The organism is Virgibacillus sp. GM2-2 (genome assembly GCF_055329585.1).
Genome location: NZ_JBUZWC010000007.1, coordinates 14,182 through 26,733, shown reverse-complemented (window position 1 = coordinate 26,733; position 12,552 = coordinate 14,182). Strand labels below are relative to the sequence as shown.

Genomic DNA, 12,552 nt, shown 5'->3' with positions numbered 1-12,552 from the left:
TTGATGGATAAAGAAAAAATACAAAAGCATTTGGATAATGCTTTAGAAAAGCAAGTCCCGGATGTTTGGGAGGAAATTGAGAATAGGATGCATCATTCGGAAAAGCTTGGATCTCATGAAGAATTTGTTACACCTCGTAACTACAATGCGATAAACAAAAAGAAAAAACGGTACAAACGATTATCGATCGTTGCGGTGGCCTGTATAATTTGTATTATGGCCATTTCATTCACCCCGGTATTAGCGTCTCTTCAAGGGTTATATGACAAGATATTTTCAGATGAACATATTGATGATGCTGGTGTGACAACCGCCATTGATAAGGGGCTAGGTCAATTTATTGATCAAACCTATTATGATAAGGAACATGATATTACGGTCCACTTTGAAAGCGTCATGACGGATGATAAGGAAACGAAGCTCCTCTTAACCTATCAAAGTGATTCAACAGATTTAAAGAACTATTATATCGACATTTTTGAGGGTGTTAGTTCGATACATCTGATTACTGAAAATGGAGAAACGCGGAAACTGGATAATGTAGGTTGGGGAAGTGACTATTACAATAGTGAAACAAACAAAAAGGCAGAAGCCCTATCGTTTGAGTCCATCAAAGAATACGAAGGACAGGAAATCCGGCTGGAAATTAAAAACTTAACCATCTGGGATGAGGGCATGGAGAGTGTAGAGACAACGTGGCCACTTGAATTTAAGCTTGATAAATCTGCTACTTCGGACAGAGAAACCATGAAAGTAAATAAGGAATTTACTTTCAACAATGAAACGTACACAGTTGAGACGGTAGAGTTCTCTGGATTAGAAACAAGGGTTGTGGTTACTGGAACCGATATTTCACTGCATACAGATGAACAGGGCAACACGTACAGAAAGATGAGTAAACTGGAACATCAATTTCTCAATGCAAGAAAAGTTGATGAAGAACTCGGCTATATCGTTAATGAAGGTAAATCTGGAATATTTTTAGAATCAGCCGGCGAAAGAGTTGTTCCGATTTTTAGTAAGGGTGAAGTCGAGGGTGATCCTGATGAGTATATCATGATTTTCGCTCCAGTTAAGGATCGCCAGGATATCGTTCTTGAAGTTGGGGAAGATATTAAGATTCCGTTGGTTGAGTAAGAGCAAAAGTGAACTATAACTGTCTACTGTTTAGAGATAAAATAACTACCCTAATTGGTCGTCAAGACTAACATAGGGTGGTTATTTTTTTGATTTGACAGAAGTGTTACAATCAGACTTGCAAAAGAAATCATCAAAAAATTAACAATACCTTTTTATAAAAAATGTGAATTAATCAATGTTCTTTCATTGAATACATGCATCAATGAATATATATACCCGTTTCCACCTAATTATTAAAGGGCGATTGTGACTACTTATACAACAATCGCGCCCTTTTATTGAACAAGGTAATTTAACGACTAGCCAAACCGAAAATTAATTTAATTGCGTTTCGCTTCTTTTTGCTTCGTTTAAAGCCTTCTTTTGAGTCTATTATCAGAACAATTTTACCAATCCAAACCCTTAAATATAAAGAATGACACTTTATAGGTCCTACGATTCCTTTTTCCTCATATTCAGTTCCATCTGCCAACTCTGTCTCAGTCCTAACAAGCCAAGTGTTTCCTATCCCAAACTCAATAAATTTCAAAGTGTCATCTCTCTTCATTTCTTCCTCATTCTTGCCCTTATGAGCACACAAGGTACGACTCTTATTCGAGAACTGCGTGGATTGCTTAAATTGGCAACCATCGTTTTAACATTTATCAAATAGCTAAGTTAAGAAGATATGCTATTCAATTAAGTTCCCAAGCCTGGGAACTTGACAAGCCAGAATCTCAGAATCTGTTCTCCACTCAAAGCCTGGACCGACCCCACCATATTCAAGCGAAGCTACCCAAGGCTTTGACCAGTTATCGCCTTTGATATTTTTAAGCACCCAATCCGCTAAATCCCAATCCTCTTCTGTCATTGGCATACTATCTCTTAATCTTTGGTTACCATCTTCCTGTATTCCTGTAATATGCAATTCCTTCAATCGATCAAGCGGTAGCTTATTAATATAATCATACACATCCGTTCCAAGATATTTACAGGTCATTTGTGAATGTGCCGTATCTAACAGAAACCCGCATTTCGTTTCCCTGACTATTTCTGATATTATGTCGGGGTCAATAATAGGTCTAAGCATATTACCATCATAACTTCTGTATATCACGTTTTCGGCAATCACTCGATCTGCACCAAAACGTTCAGTAACAATATGAATATCATTTATTACTCGTTCAACCACTTCATTAATTTGCTTAACATCTTTTGTGTTTATGTCAATATGCGGGTAATCCTTTGCAAAGGCTACCAAGTGTACATTAATATAAGGTGTATCTGTTTTTTCTACTAGGTTGACTATACTTCCCCAGTCAACCGTATCAAGATCTCCCCTGCCCGCATTCAAATTAAAGTGTACATAAGCTGGCCTACTCGTTTGTGCAGTCTTAATAAGGTTCCAATCAAAATCAGGGCATTTAAACAAATCAATCTGTATTCTGTTATCCTTCAATAACTTATATGTTTCTGGTGAATAATTTACAGCATACTTCATCAAACTCCTCCTTGTATGTATACCTAATTCTTAATATAAATACTTATCCAGTTTATTTTGGTTTCTTATTTCATTAAATGGTCCAAATATGCGATAATGGCGTGACCTTTTATTAGATAATCCCGCCCGATTGCGGCATTTTATTTATAAGCTTTTTCATCTTTTGCCTTTTCAATAATATCGTGAATAAACATCTCTTTTGCTTTTGTGTAAGCAGGTCTATCGAATTTATATTCCTCTGCCAATTTTTTCTTTAACTGATGATATTGCTTTCGAAGAAATGAATCCCCTTTTAAGTAGTCTCGAAAAAAAATTTAATTATTCCATTCTTCACTTCTGTATTTATAGAATTGTAAATGGTGTGTTCCTGCTCTCCATGCTCCCTTTCTGAAAAATCTTCTATTGGGAAATTCCTTATGGATAACATGCTCATACCCCATTTTTTCAAGGGGAATGATGAGGTGATTAACCTCTTCCAATCATCGACACCAACCATAATATCCAAGATTGGTTTTGCGCCTAATCCCTTAACAGATGTACTGCCAATATGCTCTATAATCTTTCCGTCCAGTACCTTTAGTAACTTCTTTTTCTCTTGTTCATATTCCTTTGACCAAGTTGCATTATAATTTTCGATAATAACTGGTTTATCCATATCGTTCCCCCGTCATCTTCCAAATTTATATCTAAAAAGTCTCTGTTAGCTTTATTCCGTTAAATGGCCCATTTGTTGAATACAGTTCTTATTAAAACCAATCAAATCCGTACAACAAGTATAACATTCATAATTGAATATACGTCTGGCTTTTTATTTAATTGTATCACCAAAGACCTTTATAATAGTTAGCGAAACTTATTGAAGGAAAAGGTGTTTTACATGAGCTTACTAACAGTGAAAGATTTGACCCATGGCTTCGGTGATCGGGCTATTTTTGAAGACGTTTCTTTTCGTTTATTAAAGGGGGAACATATTGGGCTTATAGGTGCTAACGGTGAAGGTAAGTCCTCTTTCATGAATATCATTACGGGAAAATTGGAGCCTGATGCGGGAACGATTACGTGGGCTAAAAACGTACGCATCGGTTACTTAGACCAGCACGCCGATCTTAGCCAGGGCATGACAATGCGCGATGTACTCCGGACGGCTTTCAAATATTTATTTGATATAGAATAGGAAATGTATGAAATTTTTAAATTTAAACTTGATAAATCCGCTACTTCGGACAGAGAGACTATGGAAGTAAATAAGGAATTACTTTCAATAATGAAACGTACAAGGTTGAGACAGTAGAGTTCTCTGGATTAGAAACAAGGGTTGTGGTTACTGGATCCGACATTTCACTGCATACAGATGAACAGGGCAACACGTACAGAATGATGAGTAAACTGGAACATCAATTTCTCAACGCAAGAAAAGTTGATAAAGAATTCGGCTATATCGTAAATGAAGGTAAATCTGGAATATTTTTAGAATCAGTTGGCGAAAGAGTTGTTCCGATTTTTAGCAAGGGTGAAGTCGAGGGTGACCCTGATGAGTATATCATGATTTTCGCTCCAGTTAAGGATCGTCAGGATACCGTTCTTGAAGTTGGGGAAGAGATTAAGATTCCGTTGGTTGAGTAAGGGCTAGAATGAACCATAACTGTCTACTTTTTAAAGATAAAATAACTACCCTAATTGGTCGTCAAGGCTAACATAGGGTGGTTATTTTTTGATTTGACAGAAGCATTACAATCAGACTTGCAAAAATTACGAAGGACATAAAAGCCTAATTCCTCTCCAAAAACAAGTAGGAATTAGGCTTTTGATGTTCAACAATCGCACTCGATGGAAGAGTCCTTTCTGTTATTGGCGGAGATTGTTGAATAAACTTCGCTATATAAATTTAAGATGTTGGTATATCGGTTTCAGAGTTAATCAAAGTTGTGGGTATTCTTTCGAATTTACTTTCAGTCTTCATATGAAATAATGCTATATCTACATCACTAGGAACTTTTTTTATAAAGCTTAATCCAATTTTGAATCCCTTTTTTACTCCTTCAGGTATCTCCAGGAAGAAAACATTAGCATTTTCTCCCCCTAATTGTGCAGCATTTGGATTAAAAGACTGACGGGTCATACCTCCACCAATAAGTTTAAATTCTGCCTGTGTGTCATCTAATTTAGTTACCAGAACAAATTTACCATTAGGTTCAAAAAATCTTTTAGCTTTAATGAAGAACTTTAACTCTTCTTCACTTTCCCTTAGTACGTACGCTTCTAGATTTTGATATGTTGGATATTTTTTTTTCGTTTCCTGCCCTTGTATTATTTCTATAATTTGAGTCTTAATTGTATCCATTCCATTCGAATATAGATCAAGATATTTGATTGACTTTAGTATTTGAGGAATATTGACATCATCGGCGCGAATAGGTATAAATTCAATTTGACGATTAGCCTTAGCTATTAATGTAGATGTCCATTCTAAATTAACCATTTCACTCGCAAGACTATTACGGGTTACAAAAAAGAAAAAATATTTACATTCCTCTAATCCAGTATTCATTCGATTAACTATATTCTCCCCTGGCTTTATTGACCAATCATCAAAGAATACTTTTTCTTCACCAAATATATCGCTTAAAGTTTGTGCAATATCTCCTACAAATTCTTTATCTTTATGCTGATGGCTTATGAAAATCATGAATACTCCCCCATTTTAGATAGATTTTTTTCTTTAGTAATCTGGCCAATTCAGGCTCGAATCTTTTCAACACCCGTTCGTAGCTTAACTATTTTCTTTATAAATCAGTAACTCATCGAAGCTTTTTCATTTAAAGAATTTATTCAGTACCATTAATATTTAAAAGTCTTTGATAAGCCTCCTCGTCTTGTAGGATCTTAAAGTATTCAATCTCCTTTTTGGCAGTTAGTATTTCAAGCTCTACTGCTTTTCCCGAAGAATCAGGAATTTGGGAAGAAATTAAACTATTAATCAAATTTGTTAATGGTTCACCTATTGCGTGTTTAAAATTAAAACCTAAAAGTTGAAGTATATTAAAAGTTTCTGATGATAAAAGCGGCTTTAACATTTCAAGGTTTTCTTTATTTGTCATACCATTTTCTGTGTCATCCTTTTCAAGAACCTTCTCTAGTAAAGGTAAAATACTAGTGGTTATGTACTCGATATCTTCTTTTGATACCTTCTGCGCTACAAGGTGCTCATCATATACTTGACCAATTTCAATTAGTTGGTTTTTCTCTGAAATCAAAGTGTTAATGATTTCTTCCAAATTATTAATTGTTTCTTCATTACTACCTTTTGTTTTAGCCAACTTTTTCTTGTCCATTATTGTTTGGGTAGTATTTTGCAATAAAAATTTCCCAAGCTCCACACTTGCTTTCATTACTTCTGGATTGTCCATCATTAAAATTATCTCCCTTTTAAATTTAATTGGTCTAATTTTTCGCAATCTGGCCCTGCAATGGCATTTTGGACGTTGTTTTTATTCCGGAACAGCGCCCGTTTAAGTAATACTGCTAACATTATGGTTAGTCCAAAATTAAGAATTTTTTTCACAAACAATAGAAAACATTCGGTGCGGTACTTCTAGTATTTCTCCCGTATAATGTTTTTCTAAATGATTTGCTAACTCCTGATCAAAAGCAAGTACCTTTTCCTGAGGTAAACTTCCTCCAATGTCCGTGGATGCTCTCATTCGCCCTCTCCATTCATCAGGAGTAAAAGTGATTGTTACATCAAATGTAAAGGTTTCAATATTTGAAAAACCAACATTATTAATTTCTTCTGTCCATTGGGGGTAAATACCGTAACTGTTCATTTGACTCGACGCAGGATTATATTTAGAAACAAGTTTCTCAGTTTCAAATACAATATTGTTTTTTGTAGATAGTTGATCAAATTGAGCAATAATTAACTTACCACCCTCTTTTAAAACACGTAATACTTCTTTGCTAGTTTCATTACTAGGTAGGACTTTCCAACAATGGATTGCAGTGATTATATCAAAGGAGCTTTCACTAAAAGGCAATTTAGTAACGTCCCCGATAACATAATCTATGTTTAATCTTTCAATATCATTTGTTTTCTTGGCTTCTTCAATAAGCTCCGGAGAATTATCTAATCCAGTTACAAAACATCCTTTGGCAGCTAAGTCCCTAGCTGCCAAACCATTGGATGTAGCAATATCTAATACTTTTTTGTTTTGAAACACAAAATTGTAATTGTCTTCTAGTTTCTTATAGAATTTACTGGGGTAACCAGAACGATATTTAATAAAATCTTTAGCAACATTTCCAAATAAATTTTTCATTGAATGCCTCCTAATTTTCGCATATGGTCGTTTTTTATAATCCAGTTATAGTTCAATAAAATTATTTTTCCGCCTTCATAAAAAGAACTAAAGGCATTTTCTTTTCTTTATCTTCGAGTTCATTAAGTTCATTCATATTACGATTTTCACGTAGGCCAGTAATACTAAAACCAGCCTCTTGTAAATCACTAAAGTAATCTTCTATTTTTCTATGGTTTTTTACTACTTTATTTTCAAGCCAATAGCATACTTGCTCCCCAATGTTATAATAATCTTTTGAGTAATTATTAAATGTGAAAAAAGGATGTTCTACTGAAAATATAAATTGCCCCCCGTTTTCTAAGGATTCATAAACCTTTTTGAATAACTCAGACAAGTTCGATAGATAATGAAGACTCATTCTTGAAATAACCAAATCATATTTTTTCGTTGGAAAATCCCAATCTTGTAACATTGAACTTTCAAATTTTACATTATTGACGTTAGCAAAGTTATTGTTTGCAAAATCTATCATATTCTGAGAACCATCTACACCCGTATAACTTAAACAAGCTTGATTTAAAAAGTCAAAACCAATTTCACCATCACCACATCCTAAGTCCAAAATTGTCTTACCTTTAACATTACCAATTAGTTCTACCAAAACAGGCTTTTCAATCAAATCATTTAAATTGTCTTCACTTCTTCTTTGAGATATATACTTTTCAAAAACTATTTTATCATCGTAAAATTCAGAATTACGATAGACCATTAAACCATCTTCCTTTCATTTTGGTTATTAAATAAAAATAAACCTACTACTTCAGTATATATAATCTTTTTCTATATCTTAGCATAAATAGCAGAGTTACTTTTTAATGTATTGTTCAACATAATGGCCCGTTAGTGGAACAAGCCTATAATTCACAACGACTAAATACTCTTTCAAATTCACCATCTATTATTAGTTGTTTAATCACTCTTTCAATATCTTCCCGCCTAATCCTCTTCACTAAAATCATATCGCTTGACCATAAAAATACCCCATTTAACACTCACTTGTTTGTTCATTTTTCTCAGAGAGCGTAAGGATGCTTATACTCTACGAGAATAGTAAGCTACATCGGCAACTCTGCCGTGTAAATGCGATTCAGGCAACACCGCTACCAAAGTAAATCCGAGTCTTTCAATTAACTTTTTTGACTTCATATTTTTATTATCTATAGTCGCGCATAGGCGTTTAAGGTTTAATGTGCTTTTACTATGCTCAATGACCGCAGAAACCGCTTCATACGCAAAGCCGCCTCCCCAATGCTCCCTCATGAAGCGATAACCAATTTCGCCAAGATAACCTTCTGCTATTTCTGGAATCATTACATCACCGATAAATTCATCAGTATCTTTTAATGCGACAGTCCATTTTGTTTCAGTACGATTCCTAACCATTTCTAACATTGAGTGTTCATCACGAGGGGGATTAATTCCAAGAAATTCTCTTACTTCATCATTGTTAAACATTTTAAGCATATTGGGAATGTCTTTTTCCGATCTCGGACGTAAAACCAATCGTTCTGTTTGAATTTTCGGTGCTTCTTTTTTTGTCATGATTTATTCCAGCCTTTCTGGGGTTTCACCAGCTTCTATTCCTCCAGAAGGAACCGCCCATTCATCCGAGTCAAATGTTCTTACCATTAATAATTCATCATTTTCATTAAAACAAACTGCTGCTGGACCTGACCAACTTTTCATTAATATTCCCCCAAACTGAAATTTTTCTTCCACGATATTGCCCTAATAAGTAATAATGGCGCGATCTTTTATTAGATAATCGCGCCCGTTTGTTGAATTTTGAAAGTACAATTTAGAGTAATTACTTTTCAGTTGCTATATTCCCCATTGAAATAGCAATTCTGTTCCAACTGTTAATTTGATTGATTATCAGAACAAGGTCAACATACTGTTTCTCATCATAGTGTTCACGCACTCTTTGATAGAGCTCATTTGGAACACGCTTTGTCGGGATTAATGTTATATGCTCTGCCAACTCTAAGGCTACTTTTTCTGCTTCTGTATAAAATTCACACTCTCCCCAAGCATTAACACAGTATATTCTTTGTTCTGTTTCACCCATTTTTCGTGCATCTGCTGTATGCATATTCAAACAAAATGCACAGCCATTAATTTGGGAAACACGAATTTTAATAAGCTCACGAAGTTTTCGTTCGATTGTCGTCGTTTTTGTGTATTTTTCCATATCCATCATAATTTTCATACCATCAGATGCAATTTCGTAGTAAGAAACTCTTTGACTCATAAAGCAAAACTCCTTTGATTTAGTATAAGAATATTATATCTTTACAAGAAATCTTTACATACGGATTTGCTCCACAAATCTGTATCAATTGAGTAACAATGTAGTATTAGTGGTTTTCCCTAATCATTTTCCCGATACATGGTTAAACGAAGTCGATTGCAAGAGCGATGAACATTATTCTCTATTTAGAATAACTAAGTTAAATATCTTACTAACCAAGCTTGGGGCTAAAAACTCAATTCCCATGCTATATACATCTCCATAGAACAATTCCCCTGTTACATTTCCGTCATATAAAATAACCCTACTTTACTTTTGAGGTTCCTCCATATCTTCCACTCGGACGCCGCAGACTACACTTTATATCAAAGTCCGTGAAGGATTCAATTGAGGAGCTTCCCGTGAATTTTGTTTCTTTTCATTAAGGTGGAGTTTCTGAAAATTCTCTTATAAATTCCATAAGGAAAGCATAAACAATAAGGCTCATAGGTAATAAATTTACAATTAAGGCAAAAATTCTTTTAGCTAAATTTTCTTTACTGAACATTGAAACAAAGCTTAAAGGAATACCAAACACGGAAACAAAAAATGCTAGATTTGCAAAGACACATATGATAGGCTCCACACCATCATCCGAGGTTCTTAATGATATGTATATGTACGTTGTTGGTAAGATAATAATTGTAACTAAAGCTGTAAAGAACGAAATTTTCGTGAATATCTTCAGATTTTTCCTCCCCAGAAAATTCACCTCTCTTTACAAAAATTATATCAATTGGGTTAAAATAATCACTTTCTATTGTCTAACAATCGGATTCAATTAATTAATAAGGGTACATTATTGCTCCGTTCTTGCGCCTTTTCTGGAAGAATAGTAACATCGTAATTATCTTAGAAATAAATCAACTGACTGAATCTAAATTTTCTTGTGCATTATCGCGAAATTCCATTGGGTTTGAGGAATACTGGTATACATTGAGCTTATATCGTTCTAAATCTTTCTTGGATAAATTACTTTCCAAATAATTTATAACATCGGTTATATCTTTTTTATCGTATACCGATACGTCAATAACAGGGAAATCTTCACTGGGCACTTGTGTGCTTTGAACTTCATCTTCATAATTATCCCATAGCGAATCAACAACTGCTCCCGTACTGTACTTATACGAATTTGTCTGTCCATATCCAAAAGCTGCGACCCCAATAACAGCACACGCTAAAACAAATATGCTAGTCTTGCTCTTTACACTCATATTTCTACCCTCCATTTTTGTTTATTTATTACAAGCATTATTTCATTATGTGTTCGACGAACCAAAATAGGAACCACTTTTACTTCGCAACTTCACCATCTTATTGCTATATCACATTAACCTATTTACTTCGATTTTAGCATATACCACACCACAATATGGGTCAGAAATGAAAAAATGAGCCCATTTCTCCCTTCAGAAATGGACTCGATTGTCTTAAACTATTTTTCGAAATATAATGAGATATAAAAGATACAGGTAGAACACACATACCACGGCTGAAACGATTATCGGGTTTGTGGTTAGTGGAACAAACATCGTAAAATCAACTACGAACAAAGCAATGAAACCCAATATTGCTAATGTACCATAGAAATATTTTTGCAACATACTACCATCCCCATAGGTAGACTTACTGCGTTAATCTTATTATATTCTAATTAAGTCAATTACTTCACAATCTTGCTTAATTCAGAAGGGCGTTTTTTTGACAAGTGTGCCCTATCGTAGAGTTATGGGTGCTACTGTTCAAGGGTAACACCTCTTTAATTAACCTTTTATAAAATTTACTAATTCTACTTCCACATTACCTATTTGACCATTAACTAAATGGTGTGGAGGGGCACTTCCGCCTATATGTGGTGCATCTATTTTCAAGGTTATTCTATCTATTTTCGGGTCTTCACTTGGGTCACCAACTAAAATGAACATGTCCAACTGGAACCAACCTTCAATAGCATCTTTCCCCTTTGTATCGGCAACTTTTTGAATCATGGTAACATCAATAACATTGAGAGGATTGACAATCATCTCTTTACCATATTGATCTTTTACAATTTGATGTATCTTAGGACCAACCAGAGCCAATAAAATATCTTCAGTTGAATAATACTTATCAACTTTTTCTGAAGTATCCTCCTTTGCGTTAACCATGACACCGCTAGACAGCATTATAAGTGGAACAAGTAAGGATACTACAATCTTCTTCAGCATATATTTTCACCTCAAATATCATATTTTCCGGTTAGTATTCCATTTTTGTTTTTTGATATTCAAGTATTGGTTTTTATGGCACGATTCTTATTAGATTATCGAGCCCGGTTGTTTAGATTTATTCAGTATATACTTTAAAACAAAAATAGGCGCTTATCCTTGGATATGCGCCTGGTAGCTAAATATTGATTTACTACCACTTTTATTTTATTACCTTTACTGGTTTTTCACTTTTTGGAATGCCTGCATTCTCTAAACGACTGCCAAAAATAATCTTCCATTGTTCATTTTCCTTACAAACGATAAGATTTTGTGTGGAACTAAAGTGATCATATTTGGTTTCTATTTGAGCCATAGCCACTGAATCAGATAACATTCTTACCCCAAGCGCAGTAACTTCTGGAGCTGGTCCTTCAGTTAGTGCCCTAAGATAACCTTCAAATTTGCTCCTATCCATTTCAGGCAATGGTTTTAAATTTTTTTTCACTTTATTTAGTTCACCTGATTTCAGTGACATTGAGAAATTATTGATTGCTTTTTGAATCGCAATTTCTTCCGAATTTTGGTTTGTGTTTTCCAAAAACTTAACATACCCAGAACCTGCAACACCTCTGATAATTTTCCACTGTCCATTTTTATTAACCACAGGCATTGTGCCAATACGAATTACATCATTATAAGTGGACTGAATAGACACTATACCCACATTCTCGTTCACCATACTAAAGTTAGTAATTTTAGCCTTTTCTAAAGGATGTTCTTTACAAAAGCCAGTATAGAACTCTTTGATATTACTTATTTTTTGTGAATGCTCTGAGGTTTTCATCATTTCAGTGGCATTACAATTCTTTTGGGCATTTAAAAAATGAATAACAGCATTTAATGCATCTTCTTTTGCTGCTGCACTAACAGTTGAACTAAAACCCGAGCTAATGCTTACGAGTAAAATTACGAAAATGGTAATTAATTTACCTAGTAGTTCTGATTGCTTCAAGAATATTACCTCCTTAACATCAATATGTGGGTTATTATTCGCTAAAGAGGTACAATTATCCTAAAAAATGTTCTTCTATT

At 34.4% G+C, this 12,552-nt stretch carries 17 protein-coding genes and 1 pseudogene; 3 read left to right on the top strand and 15 right to left on the bottom strand.

Translation table 11 applies throughout. The annotated features are described in order from the left end of the window. The first annotated feature begins 3 nt into the window (after positions 1 to 3). Positions 4 to 1,137 carry a DUF4179 domain-containing protein gene (locus ACY9Z2_RS10105; RefSeq protein ID WP_463609513.1) on the top strand — a complete coding sequence of 378 codons (1,134 nt, stop codon included), beginning with the start codon at positions 4 to 6 and terminating at the stop codon, positions 1,135 to 1,137. A 295-nt stretch (positions 1,138 to 1,432) separates the two neighbouring features. On the opposite strand, the gene ACY9Z2_RS10100 is transcribed toward ACY9Z2_RS10105, so the two are convergent. The 4 genes from ACY9Z2_RS10100 to ACY9Z2_RS10085 all read right to left on the bottom strand — a co-directional run bounded on the left by ACY9Z2_RS10100 (position 1,433) and on the right by ACY9Z2_RS10085 (position 3,275). Continuing rightward, entirely contained in the window at positions 1,433 to 1,669 is a 237-nt protein-coding gene (locus tag ACY9Z2_RS10100) for a DUF3977 family protein (RefSeq protein ID WP_463609671.1), read from the bottom strand. Between the two features lie 141 nt (positions 1,670 to 1,810). Next, positions 1,811 to 2,620, bottom strand: coding sequence for a multinuclear nonheme iron-dependent oxidase (locus tag ACY9Z2_RS10095; protein WP_463609512.1), 810 nt, complete (start codon positions 2,618 to 2,620; stop codon positions 1,811 to 1,813). Positions 2,621 to 2,760: 140 nt separating this feature from the next. Then, the gene (locus tag ACY9Z2_RS10090) at positions 2,761 to 2,934 is read right to left on the bottom strand and encodes a GrpB family protein (protein ID WP_463609670.1); all 174 of its coding nucleotides are present in this window, start codon (positions 2,932 to 2,934) and stop codon (positions 2,761 to 2,763) included. After that, positions 2,913 to 3,275: a GrpB family protein gene (locus ACY9Z2_RS10085; RefSeq protein WP_463609511.1), complete on the bottom strand. Its 363-nt coding sequence runs from the start codon at positions 3,273 to 3,275 to the stop codon at positions 2,913 to 2,915. Before ACY9Z2_RS10085 ends, ACY9Z2_RS10090 begins: the two co-directional genes overlap by 22 nt. A gap of 222 nt (positions 3,276 to 3,497) precedes the next feature. Here ACY9Z2_RS10085 and ACY9Z2_RS10080 point away from each other — a divergent pair. Further along, a pseudogene (locus ACY9Z2_RS10080) lies at positions 3,498 to 3,791 on the top strand (ATP-binding cassette domain-containing protein); the annotation flags it as partial. 146 nt (positions 3,792 to 3,937) lie between these two features. Continuing rightward, positions 3,938 to 4,243 (top strand): hypothetical protein, encoded by a 306-nt coding sequence (locus ACY9Z2_RS10075; protein WP_463609510.1) that lies wholly within the window; start codon positions 3,938 to 3,940, stop codon positions 4,241 to 4,243. Positions 4,244 to 4,505: 262 nt separating this feature from the next. On the opposite strand, the gene ACY9Z2_RS10070 is transcribed toward ACY9Z2_RS10075, so the two are convergent. The 11 genes from ACY9Z2_RS10070 to ACY9Z2_RS10020 all read right to left on the bottom strand — a co-directional run bounded on the left by ACY9Z2_RS10070 (position 4,506) and on the right by ACY9Z2_RS10020 (position 12,472). Continuing rightward, positions 4,506 to 5,306, bottom strand: coding sequence for a toll/interleukin-1 receptor domain-containing protein (locus tag ACY9Z2_RS10070; protein WP_463609509.1), 801 nt, complete (start codon positions 5,304 to 5,306; stop codon positions 4,506 to 4,508). A 139-nt stretch (positions 5,307 to 5,445) separates the two neighbouring features. Beyond that, positions 5,446 to 6,030 (bottom strand): hypothetical protein, encoded by a 585-nt coding sequence (locus ACY9Z2_RS10065; protein ID WP_463609508.1) that lies wholly within the window; start codon positions 6,028 to 6,030, stop codon positions 5,446 to 5,448. A gap of 135 nt (positions 6,031 to 6,165) precedes the next feature. Continuing rightward, on the bottom strand, positions 6,166 to 6,936 hold the full coding sequence (locus ACY9Z2_RS10060) for a class I SAM-dependent methyltransferase (RefSeq protein WP_463609507.1): 771 nt from the start codon (positions 6,934 to 6,936) through the stop codon (positions 6,166 to 6,168). Positions 6,937 to 6,997: 61 nt separating this feature from the next. Beyond that, the gene (locus tag ACY9Z2_RS10055; RefSeq protein ID WP_463609506.1) at positions 6,998 to 7,687 is read right to left on the bottom strand and encodes a class I SAM-dependent DNA methyltransferase; all 690 of its coding nucleotides are present in this window, start codon (positions 7,685 to 7,687) and stop codon (positions 6,998 to 7,000) included. 323 nt (positions 7,688 to 8,010) lie between these two features. Further along, complete coding sequence (locus ACY9Z2_RS10050) at positions 8,011 to 8,520, bottom strand: GNAT family N-acetyltransferase (protein ID WP_463609505.1); 510 nt, start codon at positions 8,518 to 8,520, stop codon at positions 8,011 to 8,013. 3 nt (positions 8,521 to 8,523) lie between these two features. Beyond that, complete coding sequence (locus tag ACY9Z2_RS10045) at positions 8,524 to 8,664, bottom strand: NUDIX hydrolase (protein ID WP_463609504.1); 141 nt, start codon at positions 8,662 to 8,664, stop codon at positions 8,524 to 8,526. A gap of 121 nt (positions 8,665 to 8,785) precedes the next feature. Further along, positions 8,786 to 9,229: a carboxymuconolactone decarboxylase family protein gene (locus ACY9Z2_RS10040; protein WP_463609503.1), complete on the bottom strand. Its 444-nt coding sequence runs from the start codon at positions 9,227 to 9,229 to the stop codon at positions 8,786 to 8,788. A gap of 421 nt (positions 9,230 to 9,650) precedes the next feature. Continuing rightward, on the bottom strand, positions 9,651 to 9,854 hold the full coding sequence (locus ACY9Z2_RS10035; protein ID WP_463609502.1) for a hypothetical protein: 204 nt from the start codon (positions 9,852 to 9,854) through the stop codon (positions 9,651 to 9,653). 277 nt (positions 9,855 to 10,131) lie between these two features. Further along, a complete protein-coding gene (locus tag ACY9Z2_RS10030; RefSeq protein WP_463609501.1) occupies positions 10,132 to 10,485 on the bottom strand; it encodes a YolC/YozM family protein in 354 nt (117 codons plus the stop codon). Between the two features lie 549 nt (positions 10,486 to 11,034). Further along, positions 11,035 to 11,478, bottom strand: a complete 444-nt coding sequence (locus ACY9Z2_RS10025) for a DUF3888 domain-containing protein (RefSeq protein WP_463609500.1) — start codon at positions 11,476 to 11,478, stop codon at positions 11,035 to 11,037. 202 nt (positions 11,479 to 11,680) lie between these two features. Continuing rightward, the gene (locus tag ACY9Z2_RS10020; RefSeq protein WP_463609499.1) at positions 11,681 to 12,472 is read right to left on the bottom strand and encodes a hypothetical protein; all 792 of its coding nucleotides are present in this window, start codon (positions 12,470 to 12,472) and stop codon (positions 11,681 to 11,683) included. Between the last annotated feature and the right edge of the window lie 80 nt (positions 12,473 to 12,552).